General features: G+C 73.2%; 18 protein-coding genes and 1 riboswitch. Of the genes, 1 reads left to right on the forward strand and 17 read right to left on the reverse strand.

The window, feature by feature from the left end; translation table 11 throughout:
* Window positions 1–16 precede the first annotated feature (16 nt).
* From ACN26Y_RS21925 to ACN26Y_RS21965, 9 genes are all read right to left on the reverse strand, one after another.
* The gene (locus tag ACN26Y_RS21925; protein WP_155332089.1) at window positions 17–610 is read right to left on the reverse strand and encodes an STAS domain-containing protein; all 594 of its coding nucleotides are present in this window, start codon (window positions 608–610) and stop codon (window positions 17–19) included.
* A 209-nt stretch (window positions 611–819) separates the two neighbouring features.
* Window positions 820–1059: a hypothetical protein gene (locus tag ACN26Y_RS21930; RefSeq protein ID WP_155332090.1), complete on the reverse strand. Its 240-nt coding sequence runs from the start codon at window positions 1057–1059 to the stop codon at window positions 820–822.
* Between the two features lie 338 nt (window positions 1060–1397).
* Window positions 1398–2666, reverse strand: coding sequence for an MFS transporter (locus ACN26Y_RS21935; protein ID WP_155332091.1), 1269 nt, complete (start codon window positions 2664–2666; stop codon window positions 1398–1400).
* A 35-nt stretch (window positions 2667–2701) separates the two neighbouring features.
* On the reverse strand, window positions 2702–3889 hold the full coding sequence (dinB, locus tag ACN26Y_RS21940) for a DNA polymerase IV (protein WP_422733443.1): 1188 nt from the start codon (window positions 3887–3889) through the stop codon (window positions 2702–2704).
* Window positions 3890–3947: 58 nt separating this feature from the next.
* The gene (locus tag ACN26Y_RS21945; RefSeq protein WP_155332093.1) at window positions 3948–4394 is read right to left on the reverse strand and encodes an SRPBCC family protein; all 447 of its coding nucleotides are present in this window, start codon (window positions 4392–4394) and stop codon (window positions 3948–3950) included.
* 105 nt (window positions 4395–4499) lie between these two features.
* A complete protein-coding gene (locus tag ACN26Y_RS21950) occupies window positions 4500–6983 on the reverse strand; it encodes a M48 family metalloprotease (RefSeq protein ID WP_155332094.1) in 2484 nt (827 codons plus the stop codon).
* A 5-nt stretch (window positions 6984–6988) separates the two neighbouring features.
* On the reverse strand, window positions 6989–7465 hold the full coding sequence (locus tag ACN26Y_RS21955; RefSeq protein WP_196255659.1) for a hypothetical protein: 477 nt from the start codon (window positions 7463–7465) through the stop codon (window positions 6989–6991).
* A 96-nt stretch (window positions 7466–7561) separates the two neighbouring features.
* Window positions 7562–8083, reverse strand: a complete 522-nt coding sequence (locus tag ACN26Y_RS21960; RefSeq protein ID WP_155332096.1) for a GNAT family N-acetyltransferase — start codon at window positions 8081–8083, stop codon at window positions 7562–7564.
* 50 nt (window positions 8084–8133) lie between these two features.
* Window positions 8134–9708, reverse strand: coding sequence for an FMN-binding glutamate synthase family protein (locus ACN26Y_RS21965; RefSeq protein WP_155332097.1), 1575 nt, complete (start codon window positions 9706–9708; stop codon window positions 8134–8136).
* A 107-nt stretch (window positions 9709–9815) separates the two neighbouring features.
* On the opposite strand from ACN26Y_RS21965, the gene ACN26Y_RS21970 reads away from it, so the two are divergent.
* Window positions 9816–10025 (forward strand): hypothetical protein, encoded by a 210-nt coding sequence (locus ACN26Y_RS21970; protein WP_422733444.1) that lies wholly within the window; start codon window positions 9816–9818, stop codon window positions 10023–10025.
* Between the two features lie 86 nt (window positions 10026–10111).
* Here ACN26Y_RS21970 and ACN26Y_RS21975 read toward each other — a convergent pair whose 3' ends face one another.
* The 8 genes from ACN26Y_RS21975 to ACN26Y_RS22010 form a co-directional block, all read right to left on the reverse strand.
* Window positions 10112–11170, reverse strand: a complete 1059-nt coding sequence (locus ACN26Y_RS21975) for a CSLREA domain-containing protein (protein ID WP_422733445.1) — start codon at window positions 11168–11170, stop codon at window positions 10112–10114.
* 281 nt (window positions 11171–11451) lie between these two features.
* Window positions 11452–12078 carry a TetR/AcrR family transcriptional regulator gene (locus tag ACN26Y_RS21980; protein ID WP_155332099.1) on the reverse strand — a complete coding sequence of 209 codons (627 nt, stop codon included), beginning with the start codon at window positions 12076–12078 and terminating at the stop codon, window positions 11452–11454.
* 418 nt (window positions 12079–12496) lie between these two features.
* A complete protein-coding gene (locus ACN26Y_RS21985; RefSeq protein ID WP_155332100.1) occupies window positions 12497–12910 on the reverse strand; it encodes a VOC family protein in 414 nt (137 codons plus the stop codon).
* A 133-nt stretch (window positions 12911–13043) separates the two neighbouring features.
* Complete coding sequence (locus ACN26Y_RS21990) at window positions 13044–14171, reverse strand: peptidoglycan recognition protein family protein (RefSeq protein ID WP_422733446.1); 1128 nt, start codon at window positions 14169–14171, stop codon at window positions 13044–13046.
* 132 nt (window positions 14172–14303) lie between these two features.
* Complete coding sequence (locus tag ACN26Y_RS21995; RefSeq protein WP_422733447.1) at window positions 14304–15035, reverse strand: amino acid ABC transporter ATP-binding protein; 732 nt, start codon at window positions 15033–15035, stop codon at window positions 14304–14306.
* The gene (locus tag ACN26Y_RS22000; protein WP_422733448.1) at window positions 15032–15805 is read right to left on the reverse strand and encodes an amino acid ABC transporter permease; all 774 of its coding nucleotides are present in this window, start codon (window positions 15803–15805) and stop codon (window positions 15032–15034) included. The genes ACN26Y_RS21995 and ACN26Y_RS22000 overlap by 4 nt, the downstream gene beginning before the upstream one ends.
* A gap of 89 nt (window positions 15806–15894) precedes the next feature.
* Window positions 15895–16734 carry an ABC transporter substrate-binding protein gene (locus ACN26Y_RS22005; protein WP_422733449.1) on the reverse strand — a complete coding sequence of 280 codons (840 nt, stop codon included), beginning with the start codon at window positions 16732–16734 and terminating at the stop codon, window positions 15895–15897.
* A 225-nt stretch (window positions 16735–16959) separates the two neighbouring features.
* Window positions 16960–17072, reverse strand: a riboswitch (SAM riboswitch).
* An 81-nt stretch (window positions 17073–17153) separates the two neighbouring features.
* Window positions 17154–17846 (reverse strand): RraA family protein, encoded by a 693-nt coding sequence (locus ACN26Y_RS22010; protein WP_155332105.1) that lies wholly within the window; start codon window positions 17844–17846, stop codon window positions 17154–17156.
* Between the last annotated feature and the right edge of the window lie 110 nt (window positions 17847–17956).

Raw genomic sequence — 17956 nt, forward strand, 5'->3', positions numbered from 1 at the left:
GGCTCGTTGCTCGGGATCAGGGCCGGCCCCCGGACGCCGCGGACCCGGCCCGCCCGCTCAGCTGGGCGACCGCTTCGGCGCGGCTGTCGTACACCGGGAACATCCCGTCGAGGCGTAGCGTCCGCAGGACGGTGCGGAGGAACGGCGACGGCGCGGCGAGGCTCACGGTGGCGCCGCGGGCGGCGGCGTCGCGGTGCGCGCGGACCAGCAGGCCCAGCCCGGTCGAGTCGATCAGGTGCACGTGGGTGAGATCCACGACGACGTGCCCGCCCATGTCGGTCGCGTGGCGCAGGGCGGTGCGCATGGTGTCCTCGCCGTCGACGTCGATGTCGCCCGCGCACGTGATCACGGTCGCGTCCCCACGGTGGTCGATTCCGAGGATCCCGCCGGTCCCCGGCCCGTCCGGCACCGCGTGGCCGGACCTCGCCGCCATGGTGCAGTGGGCGCATCGGTGGGGGCCGTCGGCGAGGGGTGAGCCGCTCCAGCCGTGGTCGGCGACCATGGTCCAGACCACGCCACCGTCCGCCGGGCCGCCTCCCGTTTCGACGACCGTGTCCCCGCAGATGTCGCAGACCAGTGTCGTTCGCTCGTCGCCCCGGACGACCGTCATCGTGCCGGTCCCTCCTTCAGCTGCGGGCTCACCGGGTACGGTGTCGCCGCCTCCGTCGGGCCCGCGACGCTTCCGTTCAGCCCACAACCTGCCGGCCCGGATTCGCGGTCACCCTTCGGCCGCATGACGGTTGTGTGACAAATCCGGTACCCGTCGGCGGGCACGGTCATCGTGGTTGTTCAGCAGGCGCCCGACCGGGAACCGACAATTCAGAACGCGCGGTGGCGCGGGTGCGGGATCCAGCCGAGGAACCGCTCCCGCAGGGCGGCCGGCGGCGACCGCAGGTCCGCGGTGGCGGCGGTCAGGCAGGCCGCCAGGTAGACACTGAGGTTGGCCGGCTGCGGCCCGTACTCCCGGAGCAGCAACTGGCGGCGGGTCGGGCACGGCCAACTCTGCCCGCAGTCCCGGCATACCCACGCGGGAGTCACCGGATCGTGACGTTCCGACACCGCTCACCTCCGCCGAGCGTCGCCGCCGGGAGGGCGGCCGGGGCTCGCGGTCACGTAACGAGAGCGGACACGGCGGGGTTCCGGCGGTACGACACACGGGCCGGAAGCCCGACCGACTGGGGGACCGTCGGCCGCCTGACGGCGTACGAACCGTGACCGACCGCCGTCGCGGGCGCGTCGATCGGAGCCCCCGCCACCCGCTGCCTCAGCGGGCGGGGTCGCCCGGAGGCACCGGGGGTGGCACCCGGGCAGCACGCCTGGGGCAGGCCGAGACAGATCTGTCGCAGCCGGTCGAGAAGCTCGGGCGGGACATCCCCAGGTCCGGTCACGTCCGCACGTCAACCCGCACCTCCGACACCGCCCCGGCGCGGCGAGCCGACCCGGTCCCGGCGCAGGACGGTCACCAGCACGCCCAGCGCGACCGCCTGGACCGTCGCGGTCACCGCCACGAGCAGCGGCACGGACGTCTCGTACAGCCCGCCGGTCAGCGCGCCACCCACGGCCGCCGCGACGCCGACCACCGCTCCGAAGACGCCGTACGCCGTCGCGCGCCGGCCCGGACCCACCAGATCCGCGACGGTGGCCTTCAACGTCGACTCCTGCACGCCGAGCACGGCGCCCCACACCAGCACGCCGGCCACCGCCGGCCCGACCGTGGGGGAGAAGGCGAGCGCGGGGACGGTGGCGGCCACGATCGGCAGGACGACCAGGATCCGCGCGCCGTACCGGTCGTACGCCCACCCGGTGGCGACGGCGGCGACCGCGTCAACGACCATCGCGGCGGCGTAGAGCACCGGCACCGCCGTCGCGGGCAGCAGGTCCGCCTCCACCAGGTGGAAGGAGAGCACCCCGAACGTGGCGAAGCCGGTCATGGTCAGCCCCGCGAAGGCGGCGTACACCCAGAACCTGCCCGGCAGTCGGCTCGCCTCCCGCGGCGCCGCCCGGTCCCGCCGTCGCGGCCGCTCGGGGGGCCCGCCGCTCTCGTAGCGGGTCGGGTGCGGAACCCGCATCCGCAACCACACCAGGACGATGAGAGTGAGCGCTCCCGGCACCGCGAGCGCGAGCAGCGCCGGCCCGTAGTCGCCGCCGCTCGCCGCCAGCACGGCGGCCACGGCCAGCGGCCCGACCAGCGCTCCCGCCTGGTCCAGTGCCTCGTGCGCCGCGAAACCGCGACCGCGACCGGTCACGGCGGCGGCGTGGGAGAGCAGCGTGTCCTTGGCCGGCTGGCGGATTGCCTTGCCCACCCGTTCCGCGACGACCAGCGTCCCGGCCACCCAGACCACCGAGGCGACGCCCAGCAGCGGGACGCTCACGACGGTGAGCCCGTACCCGGCGAGGGCCCACGCCCAGAAACGGCCGGTACGGTCCGCCAGCGGCCCGGACACCAACCGCAGCACCAGCGCGGACGCCTCGCCCACGCCGGTGATGACGCCCACCGTCAGTGCGCTCGCCCCCAGGCCGGCCAGGAGCGGGCCGGTGATCGACCGCGCGCCCTCGTAAACGATGTCGGCGAGCATCGCCACGACACCGAACCAGAGCACGAACCGCCACGCCGACAGGGGCGGACGGGCGGGATCGCTGTCGGAAGGGCCGGCCGATCGCGGCATGACCTCAGTCTGCCGCCCGGCCTGCCCGTTGACCGTCAGTCGGGCAGCAGCGGCATCTCCACGCCGGGGTCCCGGCCGAGCAGGGTCGCCCGGGTCAGCGCGGCCGAGCCGAAGCGGCTGCGCACCGCGTCCACGGCGGCGTCCAGGTCGGCTCCCGGGTCGCGGTCGAACGGCAACGGCGGCTGGACCGGGGCGTCGTCCAGGTTGCCGACCGAGACGCCGATCAGCGTAACGCCTCGCCGCTCGATCTCCGGCAGCGCCGCCCGCAGCAGCGACCGCGCGGTGGCCAGCAGCGGCGCCGTGTCCGCCGTCGCCTTGCCGATCGTGTGCGAGCGGGTCGCCCGCGTGTAGTCGGCGAAGCGCAGCCGCAGCATCATGGTCCGCCCCGAGCGGGCGGCCGCCCGCATCCGGCGGGTCACCCGGTCCACCAGGCCGGAAAGGATCGCGTCCAGGTCGGCAGGGGAGTGCGGGCCGCGGCCGAGGGCGTGCTGCGCGCCCATCGACGACCGCCGGCGCCCCACCTGCACCGGCCGCGGGTCGCGGTTGTGCGCCAGCGCGTGCAGGTGCCGGCCGGCTCCCGCGCCGAGCAGCGTCACCAGCGTCGCCTCCCCGAGCCGGGCCACCTGACCGACGGTGCAGACGCCCCGCTCGCGCAGCTTCGCCGCCGTCACCGGGCCCACGCCCCACAGCCGCTCGACCGGCAACGGGTGCAGGAACGCCAGTTCCTGCCCGGGTGGAACGACAAGAAGCCCGTCGGGCTTGGCGACGCCGCTGGCCACCTTGGCGAGGAATTTCGTCCGGGCGACGCCGACCGTGATCGGCAGGCCGACCTGCTCGCGGACCTCCCGGCGCAGCCGGACGGCGATGTCGGCCGGTGGACCCGCCAGCCGGCGCAGGCCGCCCACCTCGAGGAACGCCTCGTCGACCGAGAGCCCCTCCACCAGCGGCGTGGTGTGCCGGAAGATCTCGAACACCGCGCGGCTGGCCGCCGTGTACGCCGCCATCCGGGGCGGCACCACGACCGCGTCGGGGCAGAGCCGGCGGGCCTGCCGGCCGTTCATCGCGCTGCGGACACCCCGCGCCTTGGCCTCGTAGCTGCAGGCGAGCACCACGCCGCCGCCGACGATGACCGGCCGGCCGCGCAGGCGTGGGTCGTCCCGCTGCTCCACCGACGCGTAGAACGCGTCCAGATCGGCGTGCAGGACGGTGGCCTCGGTCGACACGCACCCATGTTCGCACGCATGTGCTAATTCGTGCAGCGACCTGCCGGTACGCCGCCGCTCACCGCTCCGGTCGTTCCAGCAGGCCCTTGAGCCGTGCCAGGTCCTTGCGGTTCGCCCGGCGCATCGCCCCGGCCAGCACCGGGGCGGCGATCGAGGCGAAACCGCTCGGCTCGCCCCGGTTGCGCAGCGTCATGCGGGTGCGGCCGCCGTCCAGCGCTTCCCAGCGGTAGGTGGTCTCCATCGGGAAGGGGCCCTCCGCCGTGCGCATCACCAACCGGTCGTCGGGCACCAGGTCGACGATCTCGTACGTGTAGGCCAGCCGACGGCCGAGGAACTGCGCCACGAACGCCACCCGCGAGCCGACCCGCGGCGGCGGGGGCGTCAGCCACTCCACCGACCCGATGTTCACGTACCAGGCCGGAGCGTTCGCCGGGTCGCCGGCGAACGCCGCCACCCGGGCGACCGGACGGTCGATGACGACCTCCGACACCACGTCCACCGCCACGGCGACCTCCCGACAGCCAGCACCCGGAACCTCCAGACGCCCGTCCAGTCTCCCAGCTGGGGCGGGACCGGTCGGGCGGGTGCCGGTCGGATCGGCGGGGGCGGGTCAGCCGAAGGTGCCGCGCAACCACGTCTCGTAGGCGGACGTCCGGATGCCCCAGACCAGCGTGGTGATCACCGCGAGCAGGACGAGCAGGGCGACCACCCTGGCCGTCCCGGTCCGGCGGTGCCCCGCCGGCGCGTCGCTACCCGTCGTGGCCGGTGCCGTCGGCGGGTCGCCGCCGGTCGTCGCCGGTGGCGTCGGGCCACCGGGTGCCCGGCGGCGAGCACCGGCCACGGCCGCCGCCAGCACCAGCGGCACCGCCACGAGGAGCCCCTGCACGAGGATCCAGAGCGCCGTCCGGGACATGGCGTCGAGATCCACCGCCTCCCGGCACAGCCCTACGCCGGTCAGGCAGCGCACGGGGCCCGCCACCCACCAGATCGCGGCGGTGGCGGCCGCCGTGGCCACCGTCGCGGCGAGCAGCGCGCGGGCCGGTCGCAGCGGACCCCGGCCGGCCACCACCACCGCCATCGCGATCGCCACCACCAGGGAGCCGACCGCGATCGTGGAGTTGTCCACGACCGCGCCGAACGAGATCTCGTCGGGCTCCGGGACAGCCTGGCGCACGCCGACCGGAACGACCACTCCGGCGGCCACCGGCAGCACCGCGCCCACGACCGCCACGACCGCGCCGCCGCCGAGCCCGACCAGCCCGGACCGCCACAGAATCGTCCCCCGGCCGGCGCGTCCTGCCAGCGTCGCCGGAACCAGCCATAGCGCGGTCAGGGCCAGCAGGGTGAGCGGGTTGTACACGAACCGGTACGCCGGACCGAGATCGGCGGTGCTCAGCCGCCCGACCGTCGCGTACCAGCCGGCACCGTCGGCCGGTGGCGGTCCCCAGTCGATCGCGAACCCGAAGCGCACCGTGCTGAACGGCAGCCAGACGGCGAGTGCCGCCGCACCGGCCAACCCGGCAGCGGCCAGCGTCGCCGCCAACGCCCAGCGTGCCGGCCGGCCGGGGCCGACCGAGGCAGCCCTCGGATTCGCTCCGGCCACGCTGGCGTCGCTCGCGGCCGCCTCGACGGAGGGATCGGCCAGGTGGGCCGTCGCGTGGAGCCACGTTGCGCGGGAGGTCGAGTCGGCCCACGCGGCCAGCACCACCGCCGCGACCGTCAGCAACAGTCCTGCGACGAGCGTGGAAGCCAGGCCGGAACCGCCGATCGATCCCGGCGTCCCGGTCACTGCGACCACCGACACCTGTGTGCCCGCCATGAAGGACCCGGCCAGGACCGTCCCGCTGGTGAACCAGAAGGGGACCCGACGTGACTGCCCGGTTCCCACGGTCGTCCCTCGTGCCGCTCGCCAGACCGTCAGGGCGAGCAGGGCTGCCAGCACCGAACCGACCACCAGGGCGAGCAGGGCGGTGCCGAGCACCGGATCGAGCCCCAGCGCGCCGCCCGCCACGGCAACCAGGTTCGCGGTCAGCACTCCCGAGGGGAGACCGGCGGCGACCAGGTCCCAGTGTGTGGACGTCAGCGTCGTCGCCGGACCACGGATGGCGCGAAGCCGGTCGTGGGGCCGCGGGTGGGTGCCCCACCGGGCGAGCCACCGTCGCGGCGCCGGTTGGCGTTGGAGGATGGCGGACAGCGCGGCGCCCGTTCCGCCGACGGAGGCGGCCACCGCGTCGGCGTACGTCTCACGTGCCCGCAACACGGAGTTGCGCAGCAGGTAGACCAGGCAGGTGAGGGCGAGCATCGCGCCGAGCAGGCGCGCGTTGCCCGCCAGCGCGTCCACCGGGCTGCGCCACGTCCACCCACGGGACGTGGTGAACAGAAGCAGCACGAGCAGCGGCGGCAGCACCGCCACGAACAGGAACGCCCGCCAGATCGAGATGGTCAGGTACGTCAGGTCCACGTCCCGGTTACGCAGGTGCGCAAGCTCGTGTGCCACAACGGCACGGAACGCCGGCCGATCGGTGGCCCGTAGCACCAGCAGTCCAGCGCCGAGGTGGATCCGCCGCCGGCCCGGTAGACCGAACGCCTGGCCGCTCGGCGCGCCCCGGTGCGGCACGAGGCGCCACTCGGGCGCCCGGGCCAGCCCCAGGTCCCGGCTCAACCGCGCCAGGTCGTGCGCCAGTCCCGGAACCAGGTCCGGCGTGAGCCGCGTCGAGCGGTCCCGCCGCACGATCCACCAGGGATGGGCGAGGTAGAGGGTGAGGGCCACCACCGTCAGCAGCCCGAGCCCGGCGGCGACCGCCGTGAGCGGTGCGGCGTACGCCGGCCGCAGGCAGGACCGGAAGTCCGCGGTCAGCGCCTCGCGTTGCCCGGGCGCGTCCAGCGTGCCTTCGGCGGCGAGTCGGGCGGCGTCGGCGTCCAACGTGGCCGCGCACTCGGCCAGACGGGCCTGGACGGCCTCCATGCGGATCGAGGGGGAGAGGGCGACGCTGAAGAAGACGACCACGCTGGTGGCGAGGACCGCGCCCACCAGCAGGGCGAAGTACACGGCCGCCGCGCCGGGGGCCACACGGTGACCGGTCGTGGGCGCCACGGCGGTCAGCGCGTCTCGCCGCCGAGCCGTCCCTGCCCGACCACGGCGTCGGCGATCATGGCGGCGCGTTCAGGCTCGACGCCACCGCGCACCGCGACCCGCTCGACGATCCCCCGCACCTCGGCCCACTCCTGCGCGGTCAACTCCAGCGGCGGCGCCTCCGCCGGCCCGTCGGGACGGCCCCGGAAGACCCGCCGCAGTGCCGCCGAGGTGACCTGGTGCCCCTTGCGCATCGCGCGCTCCGCGACGTACCGCACCGCCTCGGTCATCGCCGCCAGGGCGACCGGCGTCAGCAGCACGAGCACCTCGGGCACCCCGAACGTCAGCGGGCCACCGCGCCGTTCCGGTTCGGCGTACGCACGGGGATCGGCGAAGTGCGCCTCGCTGAGCAGTGGGAACAGCTCCGTCTCGCCGGGCGAGAACCGGTCGACGACCGGCCTGGCGAGGTCGACCAGCAGAGATCGGTCCGACTCCGGACGCATCCAGCCCTCCACGACCGCCCGTGTCCGACCGGGCACCGTCCACTGTAGGGGCCCGGACCACGCGCCCGGAAGCCGCGCGGAGCGCGGAGCCGGGGCCTACAGGTCCGCGAACGGAGCCGCGTACGCGAACTCGCCCTTGATGGTGTCCCGCCAGGCCGTCATCGGGCGGGCCTGGAAGTGGGCGCCCCACGCCGGCACCGGCGGGGTGACGCCCAGGTCGACCGCGGGGCGGAACCCGAACCGCGGGTAGTAGTCGAGGTGGCCGAGGAGCACCACGAGCGGCTCGTCGAGCGCGTCGGCGGCGCCGAGCACGGCGTGCATCAGCGCCGACCCGACCCCGCGCCGCTGCCGGACCGGCAGCACCCCGAGCGGCCCGAGCCCCAGTGCGACCGGCTCGCCGTCGACGTGCCCACGGGTGGCCACGACGTGCCCCACCACCTCGCCGTCGACGACGGCGACCAGGGAGAGCGCCGGCAGCCAGCCGGCGTCGGCGCGCAGCGCGTCGACCAGGGCGGCCTCCACCGGTACGGCGTCCGGCCGCTGCGGGTCCGCGAACGCGGCGGCGTGTACGGCGTGGATGGCGGCGATGTCGGCGGGGGACTCACGTCGGATCAGCACCGCGTCACCGTAGGCGAGACCCGCCCGGCGGCGCCCGCGATTTTTCGTGGTCAGCCCACCGCGGTCGGGGAGGGGGGTGCGCTGCTGCCCTGCGGCGCCTCGGCCGTCATCAGCCGGACGATCTCGGCCCGGTCGGCGGCCGACGGGAGTCCCCACCCGGGGCGGTACCCGTACACCTGGTCCAGCGGGGTGGAGGCGGTACGCCCGTCGAGGACCTCGACCGAGCCCGTGTCGATCAGCCCGGGGTGCTCGACGCCGCACGCCTCGGCCACCTTCATCAGGTCGCGCCGCAACGTACGGATGTAGTTCGCGGCCCGCACCGACTTGCGGGCGGGGTCGAGGCCCCGGGCCAGCCACGCGTTCTGGGTGGCGACGCCGGTGGGGCAGGTGTCGGTGTGGCACTTCTGGGCCTGGATGCAGCCGATGGCCAGCATCGCCTCACGGCCGACGTTCACCATGTCGGCGCCGAGGGCGAACGCCACCACGGCGTTGTCCGGCAGGCCGAGCTTGCCCGCGCCGACGAAGACGACCTGCTCGTGCAGGCCCCGCTCGGCGAAGACCCGGTGGACCCGCGAGAAGCCCTGCTGGAACGGCAACGACACCGAGTCGGTGAAGATCAAGGGCGCGGCGCCCGTGCCGCCCTCGCCGCCGTCGACCGTCACGAAGTCCACGCCGCGCCCGGTGTCGCGCATCAGCGTGGTCAGCTCCTCCCAGAAGCCGAGGTCGCCGACCGCGGACTTGATGCCCACCGGCAGGCCGGTCTCGGCGGCGAGCAGTTCCACCCAGTCCAGGAGGCTGTCGCAGTCGGAGAACTCGGCGTGCCGCGACGGGCTGACGCAGTCCCGACCCTGGGCGATTCCGCGGGTCGCGGCGATCTCGGCGGACACCTTCGCCGCCGGCAGCAGGCCGCCGAGGCTCGGCTTCGCGCCCTGGCTGAGCTTGATCTCCAGCGCCTTGACCGGCGCGCCGGCGACCAGGTCCTTGAGCCGTTCCAGGCTGAACCGGCCGTGCTCGTCGCGGCAGCCGAAGTACGCGGTGCCGATCTGGAAGACCAGGTCACCGCCCTTGCGGTGGTACGGCGACAGCCCGCCCTCACCGGTGTTGTGCAGGCAGCCGGCCAGGGCGGCGCCCCGGTTCAGCGCCTCGACCGCCCTGCCCGAGAGGGAGCCGAAGCTCATGCCGGAGATGTTGACCACCGACTCCGGACGGAACGCGCGGGCCCGGCCCCGGGCGGCGCCGAGCACCTTCGCGCAGGGGAGCGTGACGTCGTGCCCGGCGCCGGGGGACGACGGCGGCACCGCCCGGCCGAACGTGCGGTGCTTGATGATCGGGTACCCGGGGGTGTACTCGATGTCGTTGTCCGTGCCGAACCCGAAGTAGTTGTTCTGCTCCTTCGCCGACGCGTACACCCAGCGTCGCTGGTCGCGCGTGAACGGCCGCTCCTCGTTGTTGCCGGCCACGATGTACTGGCGCAGCTCCGGCCCGATCGACTCCAGCAGGTAGCGGGCGCGACCGAGGACCGGGAAGTTCCGCAGCAGCGCGTGGTCACGTTGCAGCAGGTCGCGCGCGGCGAGAGCGGCCACGGCGGTGACGGCGGCGGGTACGGCTCGACGGGCCCAGTTCATGCCCGCCACTCTTTCCGCGATCGTGCCCGGTCAAACGGGGGTGCGGGTCCGACCGCCCACCACTCGCGGTCCGCCGGCCGCGCAACTGGAGTCGACGGCAGCGTCCCGTGGACTGCCCGACCGACGCGAAGATGACGATCAACGCCCGCAACTCGGGCGCCACGGTGTGGCTCGCCGACCACGAGGACGCCAACACGCCGCTCTGGGAGAACGCGATCGGCGGACAGCTCGACCTGCGCGACGCGATCGACCGGACGCTCGCCTTCACCTCGCCCGACGGCAGACGCAGGGTGCGGGAGTCGCTCCAGGCTGCCTAAGCGATCGGTGGCGCCACGCCCGGCTGAACCTGGCGGGCCGGTCGAGCCGTGCGTTGCGGATCGGCCGGGCGCGGCGGCTCGTCGTATCAGGTGCAGCTGCCGTCGGAGTCGGTGTTGCCGCCAAGGTCGACGATCCTGGCCAGCACCGCTCGGCAGTCGCTCGGCCCGCCCGCGCGGGTGTTGCCGGTGACGACGGAGTCCTGCAGTTCGACCCGGCCAGGGCCCACCGGCACCTCCGGACCGGGTACGTACGCGAGCGTGATGTTGATGCCGCCTCCCCCGTCCTCGGCGTAGTTGTCGGTCACCCGCGAGCCGACCACGGTGATCCCGGGACCACGTACGTCGATGCCGCCGCCGAGGCCGGCCAGCTCGCCGGGTCGGGTGGGATCGTGCGGGTTGACGACCCGGTTACGGGTGATCGTCGCCCGTTCGACCAGCCCGTCTGAATCGAACCGGATGCCGCCGGCCTCACCGGCCTCGTTGAGGTCCACCAGGCTGTCGCGCAGGATGAACGAGCTGGTCGGGGTGTTGAAGACGCCGCCACCGAAGCCCGCGGTGTTCCCGGTGACCCGCACCCGTTCCATCGTCAGCTCGGAGGTGTTCAGCACGCCCCCGCCAGCGGAGTAGCTCTCGGCCCCGGCGAGCGGCGTCGCGACGCCGCCGGTGACGGTGAGACCGGAGATCGTGGCCGGGCGGCGCACGGTGAAGACCCGGTCGATGCGACCACCGTCGATGACCGTGCTGTCGAGGCCGGCGCCGACGATGGTGGTCGGCGCCATCACCTTGAGGTTGCCGTGTGCGGCGTCGGCGAGCGTGTAGTCGGTGAACGGCACGCCGCGCGGCGGGATGCTCAGGGTGTACCGCCCGGCCGGGATCACGATGGTCGATCCGGAGGTGGCGTTGGCCTCCATCACCGCGGCCCGAAGGGTGCAGCCACCGTTGTCGGCCCGGCAGCGTCCGTCGCCGGGGGCGCTGTCCGGCGCGTCGGTCACGCTGTTCACCTGGTACCGGATGGTCCTCGTCTCGGTCACCGCGGCCTGCTGCTCGCCACTGTCCGTGGCGCTCGCCACGGGGATGCCGGCGACCGAGGTGCCGGCGACGGCGACCGCAGCGGCCACCGTCAGCGTCAGTCTGCGCAGGAACATCGTGTCCTCCTTCGTTGGGCCGGTCCTGCTGACAAAATCGGTCCATATGCGGACGCGTATGGATAGTGACCGTTCAGTAACCTGCTCGTTCAGGATGGCCAGCGCAACGACTGATGTCAATGGATGTGAGGCGTCGCGGTTCGGCGGGAGGAACCGCCAGGGGCACTGGCCACGACTCCGAAGCCCAATGCGGCGCAGGTGACCATGGACGCCCGACACTCGACCGTGTTCTACGACCGGTCGGGTGGCTGCGCGCGTGGTTGGGCCTCCAACGGCTCCGCCTACGGCGGACCTTCGTCCAACCCTGGGAGTCGGTGATGGCGGGCGAGGGCCAGCAGGGCGACGCGCAGCTGCGGTACGGGCAGCGACGTCACCGGACCGTCGAACCAGCGCGCGATCGCGGTCCCGCCGACCACGCTGAGCATGAAACGGGCGAGTTCCTCGGCGACGGCCGGGCGGTCGGCGACGCCGAAGACGTGGCCGAGCGATTCGGCGGCCCACTGCCGCAGGGCAAGCCGGTACTGCCCTAGCTCAGCGATGGCCGCGGCGCCGGTGCCCTGCTCCAGCATGCCGAGATCGAGCAGTATCCGTAGGTCGTGTGGGTGCTGCTCGAACGCGGCGCTGGCGCCGTCGAGGAACGCGGTGAGCCGCTCGTCCACCGTGTCGCCGGCCGGGGTTCCCGGAAGCGAGTTGACGAGGTGCTGGCGGGCGCGGCGGAGCACGGCGAGGTAGATCCCGTCCTTGTTGCCGAAGTGCCAGTAGATCGAGCTGGCCGGTGACCCGGAGGCGGCGGAGATCTTCGAGATGGAGGTACCGGCGTAGCCGAGCTGCGCCATCAGTGCCGTGGCGGCGTCGAGGATCGCTTCGCGGGAGGGCACCTCGGCACCGTGGGGGGCGGCGTCCTGCATGGCGTCCAGCGTAGGGCTCGGCCGTTGATCCCGTACCAGTTCATCGCCGGAGGCGAGGGCGGTGAAGCCGGAGCCCGCCGAGTTGGGTCGCCGTGATGCCGGCCGACGGTGCGGCGGGCGTGAAGAACCCGCGGATGGCCCTCCCACCAGCTCCAGCGTCCGGCTGATGCGTTTGGCCGCCTGCAGTGATGAGGAAGACCAGCACCAGCGGGCCGATCGCCCAGAGCCGTGGCTCCTCGGCACCGGTCGGCGCCACCTCACCGTGGACGTACGTGAAGAGCTGGGGGAGCCCGAGCTTGCGTACGCCGAACACTTGGTTGAATTCGGCGGAACAATCGTTTGGGTAGAACGACGCCAGGCGATCTCCTTCCGGGAAGATCGCCTGACGTCGGTTGCGATTCGGGCGGACGGCGGACCGTCAGGGCGTCGGCGCGGTGATGTTCACCATCCAACCGATGCTGAAGCCGTCCACGCACATGCCGTACTCGTCGCCCCACACCTGCTTCTCCAACGGCATGGTGACGGTGCCGCTGGCCGACAGCTTGTTCCAGTAGCCGCGCAGCTCGTCACCGTCGTCGCCGCTGAGGCTGATGGCGATGTTGGTGCCGGGTTGGTGTTCCATCCCGGGGGCGATGTCGGACGCCATCAGCGTGATGCCGTTCGACGCCTCCAGCATGGCGTGCATGATCTTGTCCTTCAGCGCCGGGTCGTCGTTGCCGAACTCGCCGAACGTGCTCTGGTTCAGGCTCCCGCCGAAGACGCTCTGGTAGAAGTCCATCGCCTGCCGCGCCGTGCCGGGAAAGTTGAGGTACGGGTTCAGCTTGGTCTGCACGGGCACACCCTCCTAGGTCGTAGCCAGCCTCACCGTGGCAACGACCGGGTACCGGGCAACGACGCGTGCGCCCCTCGCGTCGCCGCCGGCGCGGTGGAGGTGGTCGACCACCTCCACCGCGGAGCGGAGGCCGTCAGCGGTAGGACTGGCGGACCGAGCCGCCCACCAGCACGCACCACGTGTTGGTGTCGACCTTGCCGTTGTGCGGCAGGCGGTGCAGCCCCTGCACGTCTTTGACGGCCTTCCTGGTGACGTGGTCGAACTCGCCGGTGACGGTGACCTCGGCGTACCCCTTGGCGTTGAGGATGAACTGCACCGCGGCGACCGGCAGGCCGGCGGCGTGCTGGTCCAGCTCGGGCGCGAGGGTCTCCCAGGTGGGCGTGGTGAGGGTGGCGTCGACGTCGACCGGGATGCCGTTGCGTGCCTGCCAGTCCTGCACGGCGGCGACGGTGGCCGCGTCGAAGACGCTGGTCGGGGTCACCGCGTACCCGCGGTGGGCGAGCAGGTACTGCACCACCCGCACCGACGGCGACCCGACGAACCGCCACAGGTCCGGCCAGCGGCGGGCCGGCACGTCGGCCAGGTCGGTGCCGAGCTCGGCGAAGACCCGGCGGCGCAGCATCGGGAACTGTCGGTAGAAGGCGGCGCCGGGGCACAGCGTGTTGCGGAAGTCCCAGTGGCCGAAGATGTCGTGTGCGTGCAGCCCGTACTGCCGGCAGATGGTCGTGCAGAGCCGGACCAGCGAGTCGAGCAGCACCTCGGGCGGCGTCTCGGTGACGTACGTGCCCTCGTTCTCGATGCCGATGGCGCGGCCGTTCTCGCCCGGGCAGTGCGCGGAGACCATCTGCCGGTCACCGGCCTGGAGCCGTTCCAGGCTGCCCCGCCGTCCCTCCAGGACGTACCCGCCGCGGCTGACGGTGAAATGCTGGCCGGTGTCGGACCAGCCGTTGCCGTCGATGTGCAGGTTCTGGCAGTCGCGGGCCAGCTTGATGGCCTGCGCCTCGCTGTAGTCGGTGACGTTCGGGAACGCCATGTGGTGCACGATGATCTTGTTGGTCGGGATCGCGCTGACCACCAGGGGGTCCTTGGGTGGCCGGGCGCCCCACTCGTCGCAGCTGTAGATCCAGTCCAGGTCGGCGCCCGGGTCGGCGTGGGCGGTGGCCGGGAAGGCGAGTTCACTGCCGACGACCGCCACGGTGGCGGCGCCGAGGCCGGCCCGCAGCAGCGTGCGTCGGTCCAGTTCGCTCTGCTCGACGTGCATGGCATCTCCTCCGCGCCCGGCACGCGGGGGTGGGAGTGAGCCGCGTGAAAACCAGCTCCAAAGGCCGGGCGTGAGGTGGAGAATATTGCCAGGACGCCGGCAGCGCTAGGTCCTGTGCCGATCGGACCCTCGTCAGAGGACCTGGGAGAGGAACCGGCGCAGGCGCGGATGCCGGGCGGAATCGAACACCGCGGCCGGTGGCCCCGCCTCCAGCACCACGCCCCGGTCCATGAAGGCCACCGTGTCGGCCACCTCGCGGGCGAAGCCCATCTCGTGGGTGACCACCACCATCGTCATGCCCCCCGCGGACAGCTCCGCCATCAGCGACAGCACGCCCTTGACCAGCTCGGGGTCCAACGCCGACGTCGCCTCGTCGAAGAGCATCACCTGCGGCTGCAGCGCCAGCGCGCGGGCGATGGCGACCCGCTGCTGCTGCCCGCCGGAGAGCTGCGCCGGCCGCGCGTCCGCCTTGGCGGCGAGGCCGACCCGGTCCAACTCGTGCCGGGCCACCGCGACGGCCTCGTCCTCGGACAGCTTCCGGATCCGCCGGAGCGCGAGGGTGACGTTGCGCAGCACGCTCATGTGCGGGAACAGGTTGAACTGCTGGAACACCATGCCGACCCGCTGCCGCAACCGGTCCGGGTCGTCGCCCAGCACGCTGCGGCCGTCGAGGAGCACGTCACCGCGGTCCGGCTCGATCAGCCGGTTGACCGTCCGCAGCAACGTGGACTTGCCGGAGCCCGACGGGCCGATCACGCAGGCGGTCGCCCCGCGCGGCACATCCAGGTCGACGCCGCGCAGCACGCGGTTCGCGCCGAACGCGAGGTGCACGTCGCGGAGGCTCACACTGACCGACGTACTCATCGGGGGCTCCCCTCCACCGCGCCGGCGGGCGCCAGGTCGCCGTCCTCGTCACCGGGTGGGCCGGCCGGACGCCCGTGCCGCAGCCGCCGGTCGATCCAGTTGACCGCATGGGTCAACGGCACGGTCAGCGCCAGGTAGAACAGGCCGGCCAGCAGCAGCGCCGACTGGTTGCCGGTGTTCGCCGCGTAGTCCTGCCCGATCCGGAACAGCTCCCGCTGGCTGGCCAGCAGGCCGAGGAAGTACACCAGGCTGGAGTCCTTGATCAGCGCGATGAGCTGGTTGACCCACGCGGGCAGCACGCGGCGGACGCCCTGCGGGATGATCACCACCCGCATCGCCTCGGCCCACGAGAAGCCGAGGGCCCGGGCGGCGTCCAGTTGGGCGGCCTCCACCGACTGGATGCCGGACCGGAAGATCTCCCCGATGTACGCCGCCGCGATCAGCGACAGCGCCAGGATGCCGAGCGGGTACGGGTTCGGGCCCCACACCTCCATCCCCAGTGGCGCCAGCCCGACGCCGATCAGGAGGATCGTCGCCGCCGCCGGCAGGCCGCGGAAGACGTCGGTGTAGACGCGGGCCGGCCAGCGCAACCATCGCGTACGCGAGATGCCCGCGACCGCCAGCAGCATGCCCAGCACCGAGCCGAGCAGGGCGGCGGAGACCGCCAGGATCAGCGTGTTGGGCAGCCCGACGGTCAGCATCTCGGGCAGCGCCTCGCGCATGGAGTCCCAGTCGAAGAAGGTCTCCCACAGGGTGCTCAACGGATCCATCAGTCGCCTCTCCTACCGCCCCGCTCGCTCTCTCCTGTTAAGAAGGGGCCCCTTCACCTCGCCAGGCGTTAACAAGGGGCCCTTCCTTGTCAGCCGACCGGTACCGTGCCGCTGCCGGGCTTGAAGTCCGGCGGGATCGGTCGGCCGGGGTAGTACTGCTGCTGCAGCCGGCTCCAGGTGCCGTCGGCGATGACCTCGTCGAGCGCCTTGTCGAGGGCCGCGCGCAGCTTGTCGTTGTCCTTGGCGAACGCGTACGCGGTCGGGGCCGGGCTGAGCTCCTTGGCCGCCACCCTGATCTTGCCGTTGCTCTCCACGGCGGACGCGTCGCCGATCTCCGCCGGGGCGATCCACGCGTCGGCGGTGCCCGCCTTGAGCTGGTTGATCGCGCCGTTGTAGTCCGGCACCCGCACCGGGTCGAGGCCCTTACGGGTGGCGTAGTCGTCCTGCACGGTGCCCTGGACGACCACCACCCGCCTGCCCTCGAGCTGGTCGAAGCCGGTGATGGTGGAGCCGGCCGGTACGTCGAGTCCGAAGTAGCCGAAGTCGTAGCCGTTGCCGAAGTCGACGGTCCTCTTCCGCGCCTCGGTGATGGTGATCGACGAGCTTCCGACATCGAACTTGCGGTTCGCCACCTGGGCGAGCAGCGCCGAGAAGTCGGTGCCGACGAACTCCACCTTCAGGCCGATCCGGTCGGCCGCCGCGACCAGCAGGTCGTTGTCGAAACCGGTGAACGTCCCGTCCTTCAGGTAGACGTTCGGCGGTGCGTCGGTGAGCGTGCCGGCCCGCAGCACGCCGGGCTGGAGCAGGCCGTACGGGTTGTTCGCCGAGCCGGTGGCGTCGTCACCGCCGCAGGCGGTGAGGGTGGCGGCGCCGAGGACGGCGGCGACGGCGAGGGCGGCGGCCCGGGTCAGGGCAGGAAGGAATCGCACAGGTGTCTCCGAGAGGGTTGTCCGGGCGGGCACGGGCGTGCGCCGCCGGCGGTGCGCCGGTGGGCGGACCGCTGGGATGGTTCGGTGCGAGGGAGTGGGGCGCTCAGCTACACGCGGCGCTGCAGACCCGCATCATGTCGACGTGACGACGCCGGGTCAGGGCTGGCGGGGCGACGGTGCGGACGGACACGGCTCTCCTCCAGGTCGGTGCTGACCTGGGGTGCCAGGCCACGCTTGCACCGGAGCCCGCTCCGGTGCCCGGTCCTCACCCGGGGCACCCCTACGTGGACGAGGGTTGCCGGCCAGCAAGCCGGGGCTTCACGCTGGCGCTCATGACCTGGACCGACACTAGCAGCGCGTGACGATCCGCCGTCCAGCCGTTATGACCACCCTCACGTGCCGCCGGGCCTGCGGATTCGTCACTCCTCGATGGCCCCGCCGACCCGGCGCAGGTGCGCCCGGAACGTGTACCCCGGGTCGGCGTCGCGGCGGGCCAGGTACTCCGCGAAGGCGGTCTGCTCCCGCAGCGTCTCGCCGGCCCGGATGCGTTGGGCCTGGACGCGCTCGGTGCGGCGGATCCGCTCGGCGGTCGCGGACACCTCCTCGGCCCGGGCGGCCGGGACGAACAGCACCCCGTCGTCGTCCGCCAGCACCAGGTCCGCGCCGTCGACCACGTGCGGGCCGACCCGGGCGCTGGTCAGCGTCTCGGGATCCCGGTCGTCGAGTCGCATCGGGCCCAGCGGCAGGGCGCCGTAGCTGAAGACCGGCACGCCGATCTCCACCAGCTCGGGGGTGTCGCGGTGCAGGCCCCACACCACCAGCCCGGCGACCCCGGCCGCCGCGGCCTCCAGCACCGCCAGGTCACCCACGCACGCCTCGTCCGTCCGCCCGGCGTTGTCGATCACCAGCACCTCACCGGGCGCCGCCCGGGTGTACGCCTCCAGGAACACGTCCACGCTTCCGTGGTGGCGGACCGGCAGCACCCGCCCCGCGAGGCGCTGGCCGGCGACGACCGGCCGGATCCCGGCGGGCGCGGCCCGCAGCGGCACCCCCAGCCGTACGCACGCGTCGGCCACCAGCGGCGTGGACAGGTCGGTGAACGGCTCCGGCATCCGACGTCCTCCCTCGGGGCGGTCGAGCACCCATCGTAGGGACGGACAGCGGTGGCGGAGCGAGATCCAATCTCCGGCCGCTGGCCCGAGCCCGGACCGGCTCGCGCCGG

The sequence above is a fragment of the Micromonospora sp. WMMD558 genome (genome assembly GCF_049315255.1).
Taxonomy (GTDB): domain Bacteria; phylum Actinomycetota; class Actinomycetes; order Mycobacteriales; family Micromonosporaceae; genus Micromonospora.